This is a genomic window from Chitinophaga varians, assembly GCF_014529945.1.
Classification (GTDB): domain Bacteria; phylum Bacteroidota; class Bacteroidia; order Chitinophagales; family Chitinophagaceae; genus Chitinophaga; species Chitinophaga varians.
The window spans coordinates 218363-238498 of sequence record NZ_JACVFB010000003.1; the positions used below are offsets into that span (position 1 = coordinate 218363).

Sequence of the window (20136 nt, forward strand, 5' to 3'; positions counted from 1 at the left end):
ACGTCATGAATTGATCTTATGCTGTCGAAAACTGCTGAATACGCCCTGAGGGCAACCATATACATTGCGTTGAAAGGGTCGGAAGACGATAAGCTGGGTATCGAAGAAATAGCCAAAGGCATTGATTCTCCCAAATCGTTTACGGCCAAGATACTACAGCTGCTCACACAAAACAACCGTGTGATCAGTTCCGTACGTGGCCCCAATGGTGGTTTTTTCCTGACAGACCGCGCCCGGAAACTGCCGGTAAAAGCGATCCTGGAAGCAGTGGAAGAAGCGAACGTGATCACCAAGTGTGTACTGGGCCTCAAAGAATGCTCCGAAACAAGGCCCTGCCCCATGCACACCCAATACAAAGACATTAAAAAACAGCTGAAACAGATGTTCGAAAAAACATCTATCCAGCAGCTGGTAGAAGAATTCAATAAAGGCAATTATTTTATTGACAACCTGAAAGGCGTCCGCAAACCTTGTTAACCCACTCGTTTCCCAAGCCATATATTTTTTGTGCCCAGCATTGTTTAAAAAATTTATGGGGTCTGCCACAGGGACCATTTATACCGCCGCCTGTATGTTGTGCCGGATGGTTATTCCACTGATATTGGCGGTGAGGATTTTCAGAAAGAAAGATATTTAAAAAAACAGGGGCCGCTCATCGTTGCGGCCCCGTACACTATTATAGCAAACTACTGAGTTGTTCTTCCAGTTTTGGGTCTGAAGGCCGCTTCGCTCTGGCCGAAACAATTTTCCCGTCCGGCCCTATCAATATGAACCTGGGGATAGCATTGATGTTAAAGTTTTTGATGAAGTCAGAATTGAAGTCGTCATCAGTGATCAATTGTTCACCTTTTAATTGTTTTTCCTTCACAAAATCCAGCCACTTTCCTTTATCAGACTGTCTGTCTACCGACAGGCTGATGAAGTGTATGTTTTTCCCGGCAAACTTTTCCTCGATGGAGGTCAAAAAGGGGATTTCCCTTTTGCAGGGGCCGCACCAGGTGGCCCATACATCGATGTAGACGTATTTCCCTTTCAGGCTGCTCAGCTTCACTTTCGCGCCATGGTTGTTTTCAAACTCAAAGTCTGGCGCCAGTTGGTTATCACCATATTTTTTGAAGTTCTTATATATGTTGCTGACACTTTTTTTGTAGACCTCATTGTTCGACTGCGCGATAAATTTTTTATACACCGTATCTATTTCGATGTCATCGTCGCTCATTTTGATAACGCTGGATGCCTGAACATATTGATAGTACTCACGGATGAAGGGGGAAGTAATTTTAGTGTCTACCACTCTCGCCTTCAGCACAGCCATCTCTCTACCGGCCATCAACTCCTTCTGGTAATCGGCGTACATGATGTTGGTAATCTTGCCGTCGAGCACATCACGGTAGGAAGCCACATTGCGGAACCATTCTTCGTTGTTCATGTCCCAACCTTCATACATCATCGAATCGAGTTCTTTTTTCTCTTCTTTGGTCAGTTTTTTCAGATGCATTTCATCGAAAGCTTTTCTGAACTTCACATGGGCCATCGTGTCTTTTGGATTAGGCGGTATTTCCAGCAGTTTTTGAAACGCGATACGTTTTACAGAATCTACCCCGTAGTTGATCCACCAGTCCTGTGTGATGGTTTTTATCCGGAAATTTACGGCAGCCTTTTGCAGTCCGATAAAATAAGGGTTGCCTGATTTTTCCATCGTTTTAGCCGCAGCTTGTTGCCAGGCATTCATTTTCTGCCGGAATTCAGGCAGGCTCAACATATAAAAGGAGTAGAGATAGTCCCCTTTGCTCATGGGCACATAGTCTTTCAGCTGGCTCCCTGCGTCCCTGATCAAATTATTCTCCGTACTGCCTTTTCCTTTAAAGCGGTAATCTCCGCCTTCCGGAGTGATTTCGAGCGCGTAGCCGGGTTCGAGATAGACCTGGCCGATCTCTTCGAGCTGATAGATGCCTTTGGGCAGCTTCCCGGTGGCAAACGAAAAATTGCCGGCCTTATCTACCGGTACTTCTAATGTTTCCATTCCCGGCTGCGTAAATTTTAGGCTTGTTTCCTGACCGGGCAATAGTTTACCGCTGATTTTTGACTGACTGAAAGCAGGAAAAGCCGCAGCAGTGGCGGCCATGCTCAGTACAGTGTTTCTTAACCAAGGTTTCATAAATGGCGTTTTATTGACTTAGGTTAGTTGATAGACATATCCGGATTAAATTTCCTAACGCGCGCCGGTATCTGAAACGTATAGTGTCTGCTGTTAGGTTCGAGGACGGTGATCACCGCGCCTGTTTCCCTGTTCACCCGTTTGATCGCCGGCATTCTGCCGTCACGGTCAAGGCGTTTCATATCCATCCAGCGCTGGCCTCCGAAGGCCAGTTCACGGCGCCGCTCTGCCAGCACAATGTCGAGCGCTTCTTCCTGTGTGGCAGCGGAAGTAGGCGTATAGGTGTCTTTTTCAAAGCGGGCTTTCCGAAGGAAATTTACGAAATCCATGGCAGCGGGAATATTTCCTTTTCTGGCTGCTACTTCCGCCCGGGTCAGGTATAATTCCGGGAAGGTAATGCCGAAGTTAGCTGCACCAGCGGTAGTTGCCCTCATGATTCCGTCCGAAGTGTTGTCGGTCAGGTAACTATATCGCAGGTCTCCTTCCTGAAACAAACTTTTCAAGGTGTCCGCATATAACATACTGCCTGGCAACATATAATTATCAGTACCCCGTTGCCACAAAATTTCAGGATTAAAATCAGTCACGGGAAAATCCTCCCAGCTTTGAAAATTATTGTAATCCAGCAGTTCGTGTCTTGCTTTGAGGGCGCTGTCGGCAAACCGGTCCGCTTCCCCATAGTTGCCAATATACAGATAGATTCGTGATAACATACCGCAGGCTGCATATTTAGTACAGCGAAAACGGTTAATATTCTGTTCCGGTAACATGGTAACCGCCAATTGCAGATCGTGGATAACAGAATCGAGTGTTGTTTGCAGCGAAGAGCGCTGGGGGACCTGTGTGGTTACATTTGTACTGGTTACCAGCGGCAGGCCCGGATCACTTTGGGCGGTGGCGGGGTTGTATGCTTTGGCAAAAGCGGTCAGCAAGTTAAAATAAGCCTCGGCCCTGGCCGCCATCCCTTCTCCCAATAGCTGCCGGCGCTGCTGCTCATTGCTCTCCGTAGCTTTCATCACGTTATTGATAATCACATTGGCCCGATAAATAATTTCATAACCGCTTCCCCATATGGCGGGGCTTACCTGGTCATTGATATCAATATCAGATCGCCAGTAATAGGCATTGGCCTGCATACTTTTTTCCTGTACGTTGTATACGCCATAATAATCGTCGGTGCAATACATCAGTGCCTCCGGGAAACTGAGTATCATCCTTTGTGAATTCAGCAGCCCTTCAAAATCGGCCAGTTTTTCCGGTATGACCACCCCTTTGGGTTTTACTTCCAGAAATTTATTGCATGAGCAACATACTGTTATCAATACTATGATCCATATTTTCTTCATCATCAACAGTATTAGAAGTTAGTGTAAAAAGAAAAGCTATAAAATGGTTCCACCGGCAGGCTGCGGACGCCTGTCTCCCGGTCGATGGCCTCCGGGTCGATATCATTTCCGCTGAAAGTATAGCGAAACATATTCTGCGCCTGTAGCCGCAGCTGGGTACGGCTTAATCCACTTCGCTGCAGGAAAGCGGATTTAATGTTATAGGTCAGTATCAGATCGCGAAGCCGGATGTAGTCAGCCTTACGGACAAACCGATCGGCATAGGTATAACCATACAAGGCAGTATAGTTGAACTCACCGGGTTGGTTGATTTTGGGAAAACCCGGTATCACGGTATGGTTTTCATCACCGGGCTTTTTCCAGAAGTTGGAGGCCCCCGGCAACGGATACCCTAACACCACCTCATAGGGGGAAGGCGGCTTTACTCTCATCACATGGCCCCCATAGTACATAAAGAGAAAGGAAAGATCGAAGTCGCCCAGCGTAAACTGATTATTCAAACCCAGCGCATATTTCGGCGTCGTAGTACCGCTGAATACCAAATCATCAAAACGTACATCCACAATATTATCGCCTGATGTGTTCATCACTTTCTCCTCCTGGTTGCGGTTATATACAAACGGCTGCCCCAGTCCATTGAGTCCGCCGTAACGGTAGCTGAACAAGGGATTGATCGGATATCCTTCCCGTAACTGCATTCCGGCCACCAAATCAACAGAAGCCTCCCTTTCATCAGCCATCACTTTCAATACCTTGTTACGATTGAAAGAGGCGGTCAACTGTGTCTGCCAGTTGAAATGCCGTTTTTTGATGTTGATACTGTTTATCATCAGTTCCAGGCCATCGTTGCTGATAGACGCTGTATTGGCGTTATAGGTATTAAACCCTGTGGTGGGATCGGCAGACGCAGCGCCAAACACATCTGCTGTTTTTTTACGGTAGATATCCACAGATCCTGAAATACGGTTATTGAACAGTGCATAGTCGAGGCCCACGTTGAAATTACGGGTGGTCTCCCAGCGAAGGGACTGGTTTTCCGGCGACAATACATCGTTGTAAGTTACGGCTTCCGCAGGCACCGCGTTGATGCCTGTGAACAACAACAAAAACGGGCCACTGGTACTGGAAGGAACGTTACCATTAAAGCCGGTGGCTACACGTAACTGAAGATTATTGAGCCAGCTGACGGATTTAAGGAAGTTTTCTTCGTGCATGCGCCAGCTGGCGCCGGCAGACCACAGCGGTTTATTTTTGTAGGCCGGGTCAGCACCAAACAAGTTGGATTGATCAATACGGAAACTGCCGGTAGCGATATATTTATTGAGATAGATGTAGGTAGCCTGCGCATAGTACGATATGAACCTTCTGTCGAGGCTGGTTTCTTTGAAATAATCTTCCGGAAAGAAAGTGGAAGCCGTCCGGCCGGTTTCCCGGAAAGCCGGCACAATCCAGGAGCTCAGCGCCTGTACATTAATGGGTTTGTTGATCAATGACTGGCCGTCATAACCAAAGTAAGAATTTTTGATGCCTGATTCGGTCCGTTGCCGTTGTTCGATACCAGCGATAGCGGAGATATTATGTCTGTTGTTGCCAAAGTCTTTGTTTACATTCAGCTGGGCACGTACTGTATAGGCAATGCCTCTGACATTATCCTGTGTGTAGATATCTCCTTGTGGAATATCGATGAACAGCGGTTTTCCGGTAAACTGATCTTTCTTTGCCCGGGTGTTGATCAACCGGCGAACGGCGTAAGCATCATCTGTATTTAATACACTGGTAGTCGCCAGCTGGTTTTCATATGCACCGCCCAGGTCCAGTGAGAGCCAGTTGGTGAGCACTGTATTGAGGCGTCCCTGCAGCCGTAGCGCAGACAGGTTGACCTTATGTGTATTGGCAAACAACTCGCCGTAAGGATAATACAACTGATCATACAGGCCCAAAGCTTTTATTTTCTCATTGTCAGCAACGGTGGTGGCTAAAAGGCTGTTCCGGCGAGGTCCGTACACGGAGGCTACTGGGTTTCCCTGTTCATCAGCCAACCGTTGAAATGGCTGCACATGCGTGTAGGGGGCTACTTCCCCACTTTTGTTAACACTGTTGTTATATACCGCCCGAAAATCGAATGAAAAACGATCAGAAAATTTATAGGTATTAGCGAAGTTCAGAACAAAGCGCTGATTGTCGGAGCGTCTTTCCACCGGTGTTTCGCCCAGATAGTTGATACCAAGCAGATAGGTACTTTTTTCACTACCGCCGCTTACATCGAAGTCTATCTGGCGAGCAGTTCTTGTCTGATAAAAGAGGCGTTTGTAATCTGCCAGATTATTGTAGCTGGCGATGGCCGCAATACGGCGGTTACCCTCTTCGGCAGTTACAGTACCTTCCTGCACCTGAAACAGCATATCATATACCGGATCAATCGGCGCCCCATTAATAACGTTCCTGCGATTAAAGCCGGTCTGTTCCACGCGATCTTTCATCAGCTGTACGTATTCCTCCGATCCGATATAGTGCATATATCCGAAATCCGGTTTAGCCTGCATAGCATAAGTCGCACGCAGGCTAAAAACCGGTTTGCCGCTTTTGCCCCTCTTGGTTTCTATAACAATGACACCATTAGATGCCTGTACTCCGTAGATAGCCGCTGCTGCCGCATCGCGCAGCACCGATACCGAGATGATATCATTAGGGTTGATGGTGCTGATATCTATCTCGGTCGGAAATCCGTCTACCACTATTAGCGGGCGTTTGACCGCATCGAATGTGGATACGCCGCGGATAGACAGGTCACGGGAGATGCTGTTGTACACCAGTCCCGGCATTTTACCTTCCAGGTTTTCCAGGAAGTTACCGGTAACGGCTACACGTTGATCATAATCCTTCGCAGACATGGCGGTGGCTGCTCCGGAGAGTTGTGATTTTTCAATTTTCTGATAGCCGGTAGATACGATGGCGATCTCTTTCAGCAGGCTGGTAGAAGCCTGCATGGTAATGGGGTACCACGATCCGTTTTTTCGGGAGATGTCGATGTGCACCGGTTGCCAGCCGATGGCAGTTGCATCCAGGACTGTTTCCTGCGGGCTTACTCTCAGCGTAAAATCGCCCTCGTTGTTGGTGGCCGCGGCATAGTGGCCGGCCCTGAGTGTAACACCCGCCAGCGGCTCGTTGTAGTTGCTCAACACCTTGCCCCGTATCAGCCGCATAGCATCGCCAGGGAAAGGGGTATCATCCGCCGGCTGCAGCTGTTCCGGATTACCGGGCTTGGTGGTCTTACGTGCCACAATGGTATAATGGTTTTTATCCACATAGAGGAACAGCAAATCATGGGGATAGAGGATGGATTTGAGCACCTCCTCTACCGGTTTATTTTTCAGGTCTGTAAGATCGGCCGTGGTAGTTTTGTTGGCCAGCAGGGACGCTTCATATACGAAACGGGTGCCAAGAACAGCTGACACCTTGTCCAGCGCCTCGATCAGCGACATCTTTTTTTGCGCCGCGGCACACCACGAGATCAGTGACAGCAACAGCAGGAAACTACAAAAAGGTAGCATTTTTCTCATCGAAAGGGAATGGTTAACGTTTTTTCTACAATACTATTTACCTGGCCTGACCAGCAGTGTACTGTCTGTCTGATGGACGTCTATCTCCACATCCAGCATATTGGACAGTATATACAATAATGTTTCAGTATTCTTTAATGGCAGCACTCCATTGATTTTCCGGTCGGCCACAGTGGTATCCGTCAGGACCACCTTATAGCCATAGGTATCTTCCAGTACCTGTATGATGTCTTTCACCGCCGTATTATGCAACACCATTTTGTTGTCCATCCAGGCAGCTGCGGCCTCCGCATCACCGGGATGTTTGATGAGCAGGCGCTCCCGCTGGTGGTATTCCGTTTCCTCCCCGGGTTTCATCACCAGGCCGTTTGCCTTGTTGGCACCCACTTTCACCGCTCCGTCTTTCAGGAATACGGTCGTTATCCCGCGACGGTCTTTTACATTAAAGGTAGTACCGAGTACTTCGACGTCCAGTTGACCAATATGTACGAGGAAACGTTCGCCGGCTTTCAGTGGGAGATTGTCTTTTTTCAGGTGCTGTACCTCAAAGTAGGCTTCCCCATCGAGCCATACCTCCCGCACGCTGTTTTTCCGCCAGTGGCGGGCATAACGAAGACTGGAGTTGCCATTCAGCGTAACCACGGAAGCATCTTCCAGCACCACCTGTTTTTTGGTGCCATAAGCCGCATACACCGTTTGGGTAGCAGTATAGCGGTACACGTAGTAGGCTGCCCCGGCGCCGATCAGCAACAGGCATATCGCCGCAGCGGCCACCCATCTGCGCAGCCCGATGCGGCGCACCGGCGTAGCGTCGGCGGTATCTATCGACTGCGCAATACGGTCCCACACCTCCTGCTCCGTTCCCGGCCGGGCACTCACCCTTTCGGCGGACAACAGGTGGCGCAACAGGAACATGGCCTTTCTGAACTCCTGGATATTAGGCGGTTGCTGCTGTATCCAATCCTCCCAAAAGCGCATCACGACGGGGTCTTCTCCCTTTACGTAAGCCAGCAGGGAGGCGTCTTCCAGGAAGTCGTTCTTATCAAATTGATGATAGTCCAATACCTTTCTCTTTTAATTTTTTGACATACCAGACATATAGGACAGCCACAACAGTAGAAAACACCCCACGCTTTTTAAAGTTTTTTTATTTTTTTCAGACCGTGGGGAAAAGGAGACAAAGGATGGTCAGCCTTTATGCTGTGCCAGCAACACCAGCAAGGCAGACATGGATATGTTCAGCAGTCCCCGCAGCGCGTCGAGCGCACGGGCATATAGTTTATAGGCCGCTTTAACGGTGATTCCCATGATAGCCGCGATGTCCTCGTATTCCATTTCCTCATAGAAGCGCAGGTAAATAATCTCCTTCTGACGGGCGCTTAGTTTTTCCAGGGCCTGCAACAGCTGTTTGGACCGTAACCCCGCCGCCTCTTTTTTCACATAGGCCGATTCGGCGGAGAAAGTCAGCCGGAAATCATGGTGCGCCTCATACGGTATCACCCTACGGACACCTGCCGGCCTCAGTTTATTATAGATACCTCCCCGAAGGGCTATCAGCAGATACAGACGGGGGTCCCGGGCTTCCTGTATAGTGCTGCGGTTCGTCCACAGCTTCACAAACAGGTCCTGGATACAGTCTTTCACCAACTCCTCCTGGTCGTGCAACCGCACCCCATACTCATACAGCACCGGGAAATAATACCGGTAGAGGGCCGACAAAGCGTCTTTATCCCCTCCCAGAAAAGATTTCCACCACGTTATAGGTTTAGCTGCCAGTTCATTCATGATAAGCGGGTCATTAATAAAGGTGTCTCATTGCGGCCGGCTTCCGCATTTGGCAGGAAATGGTCAAATGGACATGGCGAATTTACATGATGTGAGGGAAAGTTTGAGAAGGAAGTGAAAATGGGTATTAGAAGTAGAGCACCAGGATTCATATTCAACATTTCAAAATACGTCTATCTGTAAGATTTTCAATCATTTACAAGGATATCCTTTAGGCATCGTTGTGCTATACTTATGATAAACAGCGTTCGGAACTGTTATAACAAACACTTTTTTACCCGTAAAAATGGAGTAATTTCCGAAAAACCAATTTGGTCAACAATTAAGGTGTCATATTGAGTTTTTTATTTTTCAGGTTAATAATTTTCGATGACTACAATATTGACTAAGCTTTCCGAGAACTTACGCAGTGAAATAAAGACTGCAGACGAAATTTGGGTTGCAGTAGCGCTTATGAGTGCAGATGGACTTAATTTTATTCTTAACAATTTAAGACCGTCCTGCAAACAAAACTATTTAATAGGTTTTGACCTACCAACTGACCCGAAGGCTTTGGCAAAACTCAACAAGCTGCAATTTAAATCTGATCTGAGTGTTCAGCTTTATACCCAAAGAGAGTACTTTCATCCAAAACTTTACCTGATAAAGAGTAAGGGAAAATTTTCAGCATTTGTGGGTTCAGCCAATTGTACTAATGGGGGATTTAATAATAATATTGAGCTAACAACACACACAAGGGATCAAATAGTTGGTAAACAGTTGCTCCAATGGTTTGAAGAACATGTTAAGTCTGGTCAACCTCTTACCGACTCCTTCATAAAACGATATGAGGTCCAATATGCCAAAAGGTTGGATCGAAAGAAAAGAGAGGAGAAAATTTCAACTGAGGAAAAACAAATTTTAAACAAGGAATTTGAAGTCACTCTTTCAAAGAAAACCCAGTTTATAGAAAAATTAATACGGTATCGAAGTGAAGAGGACTATGGAAAAATTGTCAGAGAGAGGCGGCATGCTGTAACAGAATTGAGAGATAGCCTTGACTATCCTAACTATCAAAACATTGACCTTGAGAAATATTTTTCTATTTGGGAATTAGGACATTTAATAGCCATTTCCCGTCCAATAGTTATGAGAAATATAACGCAATTAAAAAGGCTTTTAAAGTATTTGTGTGATGAAAATATTGACATTGCCCAACGGTATAACAGGGTTCTTACAGGTGATTTAAAAGTTGACGGAGTTGGCAAAGCATTTATTTCAAAAATTCTCGCCGCCCATAGACCAGATCTATATTTCGTAAAAAACAATAAAAGTGAAACAACATTGAGAATATATGGAATACAGCTACCCCGTGGACTAACCGCAGGAGAAAAATATAAAATCACCTGCAAATTTCTTAAACAGGTTTGTATAGAGACCGGCATCAGGAACCTTACCGTATTAGACTATTATTTATACTTAGAAGGTAGTGATAATACATGATAAAGCCTCAACTATGGCTGCGATATGGTAGATCCGCCTTCCTTAAGAAATACCGCACAGCCGCCAGCGCCACCATGCCCGTTCCTGCCAGTAAGCCGGCAGCCGCCAGCCATAACCCCCACGGGTATACTTCCGCAGCAATATTAAACATTCCCTGTATCAACAGCAGTACCTCATTCAAAACCATGGCAAGGGTGAACACGATCATTCCCAGTCCGGCCAGCACTTTTAGCGACGTAAAATAACCAGCGTACAGTAGCTGGGCAAAAATATAGAGCGTCACGAAGCCCAGCATCACCAGATGCAGGTACATGATAATTACCGGGCGATTGGTACAGACGACATCTCCGATAGCCGGGAAAACCGTCAGCAGCTGAGCAATGGTTTTCAGCGCAAAAGCGACCAGCGCCAATGCGCCAATACGATGAGCGAGGGGGTTCACACCATATAACTCCGATTTTACAGAACGGGCCAGTTCCGCAAAACGGGCCAGCACAAGTAACAACAGCGTACTGCCTATGCCAGCCATCACCCGGATACCTACCGGCGGCTGATGCCAGAGATAAGAGAGAAACAGCGTAGGCAGCACCGCGGCGCATAACACCACCGCAAAACGATAACGGATTTTCTCTGCGGTTGCCGGTCCCAGATGATGACAGAAAAGCGCAAACACCGCCAATGTGAAAAACCCGTTGTATTGCAGATGCAGGTACGTATATACGGCATCGTGGTACAGGATGGTATCTTTCTGATGTTGCGTCATCAGATAAGCCAGGTAAAAAGGCCCTACGGCCGATAATGCCAACGATACCAGCGAGCCTGTGGCCAGCAGGGCGACAGACCTCTCCACGCCGGCTTTCAACAGGTCGCGGATAAATACCCATTCAAACAGCCAGGTACAGACAATAAACAACGTGGAAAAAATAATGGAGAAAAGGGCGTACCCCTGAAAAGGGAAACTGATCAACATGCCCACCGAGGTAATGAATACACCGGCCAGTAAACGGGGATATATACGTTTGCCGCTGTATTCGGGCGGTAACAACCGGTAGGTCAACAGGGTAAATAAACAAAGGGTTATCCATCCGCCGAAGGCGAAATGGGTATGGGCAAACAACCAGTTGCCAAAATTAAATCCCGGTAAAGGAAACAGGGTGTTTGTCCGTAATAATAATCCCAGTAAGGCCACGATCATCAGATTGATCAGGGCGATCGTGATCCATTTCCGCTCCGTGTCCCCGGTGTTTGCACGCTTCATAGGCCAGCATTTTTTTTCCGGAGCAAATGTACAATAAAGACAAAAACATCTTTTATAAAATAAAAATTTTGGCGACTGCTATATGGCAGCCGCCAAAAACAATATTATTTTCCTTTGCCCAGCAAGCGTTCCAGCGCTGTATCCAGTGCTTCCCGGCTGCTTTCGCTGTTGCCCACCAGCTTTACCACAATCCTGCCTTCACGGTCGATCAGTATTTTGGTAGGGAAAGCTTTTACATCGTAAGCGTCCAGCACCCCTTTGTCTTTATCGGTACTGGCGGCGGTATTGAGGACATTGAGCCAGGTCATCTGGTCGGCGTCCATGGCTTTGGTCCAGCTTTCTTTCCATTTAGCGGCATCTCCCCGCTCGTTGGACACGCCCAGGATTTCAAATCCGGCGTCTTTGTAGCGGGCATACGCTTCGCGCAGGTGCGGATGGCTCATGCGGCAGGGATAACACCAGCTGCCCCAGAAATCGAGCAGCACCACTTTCCCTTTGAGGGATGCCAGCGTGATCAGGTTATCCTGGCGGTCTTTCAGGGCCACTGCGGGCGCCGGCATGCCGGGTGCTATTTCCCGGGCTTTGGCCAGCCGTTGACCATAAGCTACCCCTTCGGGAGATGCTTTTAAGGACGGCAACATGCCTTCGTATAGCGGTCCAATCACCGTGGGATCAATTTTTGTCCGGGTGTATTCGTTTAGCAGTTTCAGCATCATTCCCGTATGCGGGTGCTCCTGCATAAACCGGAGCTTGGCCGCTTCCCGCTCGGCATCGTTCTTATAGGAAAGGCGTGTTACCTCCGCGATGGCCACGCTGTCCTTGTTTTTATACGCCGCCTCCCGTTTCGCGCCGTATGCTTTTTCGCCCCGTTGGTAAATGGCGGACAATTCCGCTTCTATGGCTTGCCGGTCGGCCTCGGCAGCGCCGCCGGTAATGGTTGTTTCCCGCAGCTCCCCATCAGCCCTGGCGGTCATGTTGGCTGCATCGAGGTAGAAATTGCGTTCATAAGGCTTCAGCAGACGGGTTTGCCGGTAGTATTCGGCATCTTTGCCGCTCACTTTCAGGAACAGCGTGGCTTCCTTTGGATAATCCGCTGTTCCCTGAAAATGATAAGCCTGTTGTTGCAGACGGCAGCTGTCGAGTACCGTTTTTCCCTGCTGTTCATAACGCAGGTAGATATACGAATTCACGGCCAGGGTATTTTTAGCCAGCGTTCCTTTGAGGGTGAACGTTTGCGCCTGCACGGAAATGGCGCTCAGCAATGCTGCACCGAAGATGATTGTTTTTGTCATGATTTATATTTTAGTCATCATTCCGCGGCATATCCGGGTTGAACTGTAAAACGGCTAAAGGTATCTGTAAAGTATAACGGGCGCCATGAGGCATCAGCGTGGCGATGGCTTCATTATTGGCATTGTACCGATATATGGCCGGCATGTTGTTTTCTGCATCGAGGCGGCGCATATCTATCCAGCGAAGGCCTTTATAAGCCAGTTCAAACCGGCGTTCCCGCATCACGAAGCCCATCACTTCCGTCGCATCGGTGGAGGACAGTGGCTGGTAGACATCCTTTTTGATACGGCATTTGCGGATATCATTCACCTGTACCAGCGCTTCCGGTAATCTGCCGCCACGGGCGGCCGCTTCAGCGATGATCAGCTTCATTTCTTCTACAGAAGTACCGAAATTGGAGACGGCGCCACTGGGATTAAAGGCCACGACGCCCCGTTTGGGATACGTGTAATCACCGGTGTTTTCATAAAATAACTTCAGCCGCAGATCATTCACATCAAACATCTTCAGAAAAGCAATGGTAGGGTATTCCTTCAGAGAGGCGTTGGTGGAATAACGTGCATAAATATCGAACGGCCGGACCGCCATATTGGGGATAGCGGATTTATTGGCGATGGTATTGTAATCCAGTATGGCAGGTGGATTGTCGCCCATTGCCAACCGGGCATACTTCGCGGCCTCTTCGTAGCGGCCGGTATAAAGATAAGCCCGTGCCAATACGCTGTTGGCGGCTGTTACAGCGCCCCGAAAACGGTTAGTGGCGTTGTTCGCCGGCAAATCCGGAATAGCTGCGTTGATATCACTGATGATATGATCATACATTTCCGCCACGGTGCTGCGCGGCGGCGTGGCGTCAGAGATATCCACAGAGGTGACAAAAGGGACGGCCAGATCTTTGGCGGCGGTAGCAGCGTTGTATGGTTTAGCGTAGAGGTTTACCAGATAGAGATATTCGAAAGCCCTTCCCAGCAAAGCTTCGGCTTTGATACGCCGCTTGTCCCGGTCGGTGCCGTTACCAGCTCTGTCGATGCCCACCAGCACGGCATTGAAGCGATAGATATTACCATAATGTTTTCCCCAGAAAGCCGGCGGCACTTTAGTGTCTGTGGAATATTGGGCATTCCACAGATAAACCAGGTCTTCCACTCTGTCTGGTGTATTGGGTATCGTAGTTACATCTACGTCGTCGGCCAGCAGGTTCAGTTCCCGCGCCCCGCTGGCGGTAAGGTCCTGACTATTCAGAAACAAATCGTAATCGCTCACATTGGTCAGAATAGTTTTTCCGACAGGTTCTATATCAAGATATTTTTTGCAGGAAATGGCTGTTGTAAACAGCACAGCCAGTCCGCCTATCATCCATTTGTTGCGCATATGTTACTGTTAAAACATTAGAAATTGGTGAACACCCCAATGGTATACGTTGGTACCAGGTATCTTCTGGCATAATTACCGGTGGCGATACTATAGTGGTATTTATTGAGCCCGATGGTAGTGATGTTGGAGGCCTGTAATTTCAACTCGAAGTTGGTAAAGCCCATCCGCTGTATGGCTGGTAGTTTCCGGAAGTTATAAGACACCGTCACATCACGCAACACGAGATACGCTCCGTTAACCACCCGTGTATTGGCATAGTCATATACGTAGGAATGGTAAGCATTGTACAACCAATAAGGATATAATCCCATCACATCCGTATGTTGTTCATCTCCTTTCTGCCGGAAATAATTTTCAGCGCCGGCCAAAGGTCTGGTTGTGCTAACGTAAGGCGCCGGTATCCTTGTTTTAAATCCTCCATAATAATCGATCATGCAATACACATAGAAGTTACCGATGTCGAAGCGGTTGCTGATACCAGCGGTGATGGTAGGAATACCGGCACCGTTGTATTCGAGGTCGCTGAAACCTTCATCCAGTGCAGCGTAGCCGGGAGATTTTATTTTTCCGGCGCGGTTGTACATCTGTGGCAGGCCATTGGTATCGAGCCCTGCATAACGGTAGCTGAACACTGCTCCTGCCGGATAGCCCACCACATAGTTATTGGTCAGATAGCTATAGGAATTTAATTTATTATTTACATAGAGGTCCAGCACTTTGTTGGTATTACGTGCGAGCGCGATACCAGTGTTCCAGTTGAACCGCTTGCGGGTGATCCAGTCTGCATGCAGGTTCAGCTCTACGCCCTGGTTACGGATAGATGCGGCATTCAGTTTAGCGCTGCTGGCGCCTTTGGTGGGGTCCAGCTGGGCATCGGCCAACAGGTCCACGCTGTTACGCTGATAATAATCCAGACTGCCATAAATGCGGCCCAAAAAACGGAAGTCCAGACCGGTATTGAAGTTTTTGGTCTGCTCCCATCGCAGCGCGGCATTCTCCATAGATGCCAGGTTCAGCGAGGTAGAGGTAGGTGAGGTACGTAAGTTGGTGGCATACTTCGCTACGATCTGCGGAATGCTCGCCTTGGAAGTATTTCCATTAAAGCCATAAGCCACACGGAGCTTGAGTGCATCTACCCAGGTAGCCTGCTGCATAAAAGCCTCCTGGTCGAGGTTCCATGCGGCGCCTACTGACCAAAGCGGCTTGTAACGGAAACGCGGGTCGGTGCCAAACAGGTTGGACTGGTCTACGCGTACACTGCCGGTCAGCGAATACTTACCCCTGAAGGCATATACGCCGTTAAAATATCCGGAAACATAACGATCTTCCTGGTAGGCCTTTCCAAAAAGCCTCTCATAAATCAACGTTGGATTTCGGCCGGCAAAATTGGAGACCCAGTAGCCGGTCAGTATCTTGTTGTAATCCACCGGCTGCTGCAACAACGTTTGATCGTTATATCCAAAAGTAGCGCTGGTGGAAGATTCCGCCACCACCTTCCGGTTTTCTGCACCCAGAATCACGTTAAATGAATGCTGGTCCTGAATAATTTTGTTATAGTCCAGCTGCGCCCTCAGCGTATAGCTGATAGCGCTGATATTTTGCTGATTGATATAACCGCCTTTCGGCACATTGAAGAGAATACCGGTGGGCGTTTGTTCCGCATAGGCGTTAACGTACTGGCGCGCTTCGGTGGATTTCTCACTGGCATAGTGTTTCAGGTCGGAGCGGGAGTTCTCATAAATCCCGCCGAATTTGAAACTGAATCCGTGGCCGATACGATAGTTAAAGTTAGCGATCACCTTATTGTTCACTGTCCTGTTCCTGTCATTGACTTCATTCATATTAACCAGGGGATAATTCATGTTATCATACAGTCCCTTTTTAATAATGGTGTCGTTAAACACCGGATTCATATTGGAGCCTGCGAAGATAGCAGCCGGGCTTCCGTCGGGTTTCTGGAAACGTTCGTAACCGTATACGCCCATAAAATCGGGTACCGGCGCCATCAGGTTTTTTGTCTCCAGATAATCGGTCGTTAATTCCAGTGACAGCCGTTTGTTGAAATTGTAGTTGGCCCGGCCGGAAAGCAGGAACTTACTATCACTGTTGTTTACTTTAGAAAAACGATTGCGCGTATAATTCGCAGACACGTAATAAGTCGCCTGTTGTGTACCGCCGGAGAGATTCAGGTCATATTGCTGATTGATGGCCGAGCGCAGGAACAGGCGGCTGTAATCGGCAGCATTGTTATAGGCCCCCATCGCTGCAAAACGTTCTTCCAGCTGGGATTGTGTGATATAACCTGCTTTTTTATCGAGCAGGATATCGAAGCCAGGCTGATAAAAGTTATAGGAAGTGCGGTAAGTGGTCCAATCCGAAGGGATGTCAGCACCATCTTTATAGGAATCACGCAGGTATTGCAGTGTGGCAGTGCTGGGCGCCAGCCGGTAGGTATTGTATTTCTCTTTGCCGGTAACGCCGAGGGTAGTACGAAAAGCGAACTTCGTGCGACCTATCTCAGCCTGTTTACGTTCTATGATGATCACCCCGTTGGAGGCACGCACACCGTAGATAGTAGCCGAAGCGGCATCTTTGAGCACCGTCACGGACTTGATTTCATTGGGGTTGATGGCGTCCAGCGTCAGCTCTGTAGGATAGCCATCCACTACGATCAGCGGCTGTTTATTAGCCGAAATAGTGGACAGTCCCCTGATCTGGAACAGGGAGTTGCCTTCAAACTGCATGTCTTTATTGATCAGTACTCCCGGCAGTTTGTTTTGGATGCCGGACAAAAAATCGGTGCTGATGCGGGACTCATACTCTTTGGTGCCGATAGCGGCAATAGCGCCGGTGCTCTGTTCCGGGCGGATGCGCTGGTAGGCAGTGCTGACTTCCACCACGCCGAGGCTGTGGCGTCCGAACTTCAACACTACTTCAGATACGGCCGCCAGGTCTTCCGCCACGAAAGTGCGGGGCTCATAGCCTACGCAGGAAACCCGCACGATGGCTTTGGTAGCCACGTTGCCGAGGAAATAGGCGCCGTTGCCGGAGGTCATCACACCGGTAGTGCCTACAGCAATGGTGACATAAGGCAGCGGACTGCCCTGTTCATTTTTCACGATACCTTTCAGCATCACGGTACGGTCCTGCTGACGCGACGCCGGCGATGCCGCTTTTCTGAATACTACCACCGCATTGGGCAGCGCTTTGTATCCGAGGTCTGTGTCCTGTAGCAGCTGCGCCAGCGCATCGCCGAGCGACTTACCGGCACAATGGATAGACATGTCTTTCCAACCGGCCACTTCATCTGCCGGGAAAGATATTTTACATCCGGCCTGTTTACCGGCCTCGGTCAATATCATTGACAGTGGCTGGTGGTCGAGCGACAGGCTGATGGTTTTCTGTAAGATCTGGGCATGGCCCAGGTGCACATGCATGGCAAATAATAGCAACAGGCATACTCTCCTCATGGTGATAAGGCTTGGTTGATTTTTGAATTCCGTATTACGGATGATTACAGCGTTGTGATGGTTACAGTATTGTCTGTAACGGAATAGGTATATCCAAGGGTAGTACAAACGATATCCAGTATATCGTTCAGTGATTCGGTCCCATAAAAGGCATCGGTAATCGTGACGCGTTTTTCTTTGTTCACCTGGCGGTCAAAAGTAAAATTGACCTGGTAACGGGCAGACAGCCGTTGGCATATTGTTTCAAGGCTTGTTTCGTTAAACAGCAGCGCTCTGGCCATCCATTCCACTTTGGGCGTGACATTCTCTAAAGTGGCCGGTATAGCCGGCTGGTGGTCGCGGCATATCAACTCCTGGTTTTTAGTCAGCACCGCCATCACTTTGTTTTCCCGCTCTACCCGCACCTTTCCGCTGGTAACGGTGATGGTCACCTGCCGGTCTTTCCCCAAAGTGTTAATATTAAAAGCAGTACCCAACACGTACGTATATACGTTAGCACACCTGACGATAAAAGGCTGCCGGGCATTGTGGCGGATATCGAAATAAGCTTCTCCTTTTAAAGTCACGAGACGCGCGGCCTGATTAAAAGAGTCCGACAGTTCCAGCGTGCTTCCTGCGCGCAGCAGCACCACAGAGCTGTCGGGCAGCACCAGGTGCCGGTCGTAACTGACCACCTCGTCCGGCGCCGGCGGCAGAGGCGCCGGATGTGGGGTGACAGCCGCCACCGGCCGATGGCTATTGGTTACGCGCAATGGATAAAAGTACCGGGCCAGCAGACTGGAAACGAGGATAATAGCAGCAGCAGCGGCCACCCGTTTCCAGATGCGGCGACGGTTAGTGACAGGCTTTAGCATGGCGCGTTGCTGAAATACGGAATACTGATCACCGAGGTAGGCATCATCCGTTACGTCCCAGTGAGGCGCTTCGGGAGCGCCACCCAGGCTCTCATACCACTGCTGTAAAGCTTCCAGTTCAGCATCGCTGCACTGGCCGGCATGATATTTTTCAAGTAACTGATGAAGCTTTTCCTGTTCCATATATAGGGTTGACGTGGCGGGGGGACGCTACCGTTATCCGTCTTACAAATATTTTTTATTCTAATAAAAACGATGATACCGATGTATGACGAACGCCAACAGGCTTGCCGTTACTCCCCTTCTATATTTTTTTTCACCGGTTGATTTTTAACAAAAGATTATATCTTTATCCCGCCACCGTTGATGCTTTGATTTGAATGATTTGAATTATCACGAACCACATAAGGACGACCAATCATTATTGTCGCTTTGGGAAAGCGGGGATGAAGGCGCGTTTGCCGCGCTGTACCGCCGGTATTTTCCACAGCTGGTAACGACTGCCTATCAGAAAACGAAAGACCGTTACATCGCGGAAGAGCTGGCACAGGAAAGCCTGCTGGCTTTTTACTATAAAAAAGAATATCGCCTCGACAACGTAGCCGCTTATCTTCAGGTAATACTCCGGCACAAGACTTACGATCATTTCCGCAAGGTGCTGGTACGGGAACAGCATACCTCCCTGGCCGCGCAACAACAGCCGGCTACCGTGGAAGACACCACACAGCAGCTTTACAAAAGCGACCTGCTGAAGGCATTGCAAAACAGGATACAGGCCCTCCCCGATCAGTGCCGCACCGTTTTTCTGCTGAGCCGCAACCAGCACATGTCCAACCACGAAATCGCAGATACATTGGGCATCTCTGTAAATACAGTAGAACAACATATGCGGAAAGCCCTCAAAAGATTAAGAGAAGGAATTGTTATTTTATTGCTGATTTCGCTGCATAAATAAAAAATGTCGTAATATGGGATAAGGAATGTCTCGAATGCCCCGCCACGAATCAATGCTTGGATTGTATTTCTGAATGATGATGAGTCAGGTTCCCGGGAACGAAGTCCCGGGCTAAAAATATGTTCGAATTTTTGTTTCACTTTAAAACTGTAATCCCATGGCATCAGCACTGAATCCGTACCTGAATTTTTCAGGCAACTGCGAAGACGCTTTCAATTTCTACAAATCTGTTTTTGGCGGTGACTTCGCTGTCGTAATGCGTTTCAGCGACAGTCCCCCGGAATATGCGCCAGCTGAAAACGAAAAGAACAAAATCATGCACGTGTCCCTGCCAATCGGTAACGGTTCCGTACTGATGGGTAGCGACGTTCCTGAGCATATGGGCGGCGCCGTTACCAGCGGCACCAACTTCGCTATTGCCATTACGGCCGACAGTGAGGCGGATGCAGACAAACTGTTCGGCGGATTATCTGCCGGCGGTAATGCCACCATGCCAATGGCCAAACAGTTCTGGGGCTCCTATTTCGGTATGCTGACCGACAAGTTCGGCGTAAGCTGGATGGTAAGCTACGACGCACCACGGGGCTAATCCGAAACAACT

Annotated in this window: 14 protein-coding genes; 4 read left to right on the forward strand and 10 right to left on the reverse strand. The window is 48.7% G+C overall.

Annotated features, from left to right (window positions below):
* Positions 1–18: 18 nt before the first annotated feature.
* Complete coding sequence (locus tag ICL55_RS15320) at positions 19–477, forward strand: RrF2 family transcriptional regulator (protein WP_188098736.1); 459 nt, start codon at positions 19–21, stop codon at positions 475–477.
* Between the two features lie 199 nt (positions 478–676).
* Here ICL55_RS15320 and ICL55_RS35085 read toward each other — a convergent pair whose 3' ends face one another.
* The 5 genes from ICL55_RS35085 to ICL55_RS15345 form a co-directional block, all read right to left on the reverse strand.
* Complete coding sequence (locus tag ICL55_RS35085) at positions 677–2158, reverse strand: TlpA family protein disulfide reductase (RefSeq protein WP_223151466.1); 1482 nt, start codon at positions 2156–2158, stop codon at positions 677–679.
* Positions 2159–2181: 23 nt separating this feature from the next.
* Positions 2182–3504, reverse strand: a complete 1323-nt coding sequence (locus tag ICL55_RS15330; protein ID WP_188098738.1) for a RagB/SusD family nutrient uptake outer membrane protein — start codon at positions 3502–3504, stop codon at positions 2182–2184.
* A gap of 11 nt (positions 3505–3515) precedes the next feature.
* On the reverse strand, positions 3516–7064 hold the full coding sequence (locus ICL55_RS15335; protein WP_188098740.1) for a SusC/RagA family TonB-linked outer membrane protein: 3549 nt from the start codon (positions 7062–7064) through the stop codon (positions 3516–3518).
* Positions 7065–7097: 33 nt separating this feature from the next.
* Positions 7098–8126, reverse strand: coding sequence for a FecR domain-containing protein (locus ICL55_RS15340; protein WP_188098742.1), 1029 nt, complete (start codon positions 8124–8126; stop codon positions 7098–7100).
* 126 nt (positions 8127–8252) lie between these two features.
* Positions 8253–8849 carry an RNA polymerase sigma factor gene (locus ICL55_RS15345; RefSeq protein WP_188098744.1) on the reverse strand — a complete coding sequence of 199 codons (597 nt, stop codon included), beginning with the start codon at positions 8847–8849 and terminating at the stop codon, positions 8253–8255.
* Between the two features lie 369 nt (positions 8850–9218).
* Here ICL55_RS15345 and ICL55_RS15350 point away from each other — a divergent pair, with 369 nt between their 5' ends.
* Complete coding sequence (locus tag ICL55_RS15350; RefSeq protein WP_188098746.1) at positions 9219–10331, forward strand: phospholipase D-like domain-containing protein; 1113 nt, start codon at positions 9219–9221, stop codon at positions 10329–10331.
* A 7-nt stretch (positions 10332–10338) separates the two neighbouring features.
* On the opposite strand, the gene ICL55_RS15355 is transcribed toward ICL55_RS15350, so the two are convergent.
* The 5 genes from ICL55_RS15355 to ICL55_RS15375 all read right to left on the reverse strand — a co-directional run bounded on the left by ICL55_RS15355 (position 10339) and on the right by ICL55_RS15375 (position 18763).
* Positions 10339–11589: a hypothetical protein gene (locus ICL55_RS15355; RefSeq protein WP_188098748.1), complete on the reverse strand. Its 1251-nt coding sequence runs from the start codon at positions 11587–11589 to the stop codon at positions 10339–10341.
* Between the two features lie 104 nt (positions 11590–11693).
* The gene (locus ICL55_RS15360; protein ID WP_188098750.1) at positions 11694–12881 is read right to left on the reverse strand and encodes a TlpA disulfide reductase family protein; all 1188 of its coding nucleotides are present in this window, start codon (positions 12879–12881) and stop codon (positions 11694–11696) included.
* A gap of 10 nt (positions 12882–12891) precedes the next feature.
* Positions 12892–14253, reverse strand: a complete 1362-nt coding sequence (locus tag ICL55_RS15365) for a RagB/SusD family nutrient uptake outer membrane protein (RefSeq protein ID WP_188098753.1) — start codon at positions 14251–14253, stop codon at positions 12892–12894.
* 17 nt (positions 14254–14270) lie between these two features.
* Positions 14271–17726 (reverse strand): SusC/RagA family TonB-linked outer membrane protein, encoded by a 3456-nt coding sequence (locus ICL55_RS15370; RefSeq protein ID WP_188098755.1) that lies wholly within the window; start codon positions 17724–17726, stop codon positions 14271–14273.
* 44 nt (positions 17727–17770) lie between these two features.
* The gene (locus tag ICL55_RS15375; RefSeq protein ID WP_188098758.1) at positions 17771–18763 is read right to left on the reverse strand and encodes a FecR family protein; all 993 of its coding nucleotides are present in this window, start codon (positions 18761–18763) and stop codon (positions 17771–17773) included.
* A 202-nt stretch (positions 18764–18965) separates the two neighbouring features.
* Between ICL55_RS15375 and ICL55_RS15380 the strand changes: the two genes are divergently transcribed.
* Together ICL55_RS15380 and ICL55_RS15385 are read left to right on the forward strand one after the other, a co-directional pair.
* Entirely contained in the window at positions 18966–19535 is a 570-nt protein-coding gene (locus ICL55_RS15380; protein WP_188098760.1) for an RNA polymerase sigma factor, read from the forward strand.
* Between the two features lie 157 nt (positions 19536–19692).
* The gene (locus ICL55_RS15385; RefSeq protein ID WP_188098763.1) at positions 19693–20124 is read left to right on the forward strand and encodes a VOC family protein; all 432 of its coding nucleotides are present in this window, start codon (positions 19693–19695) and stop codon (positions 20122–20124) included.
* Positions 20125–20136: the final 12 nt, after the last annotated feature.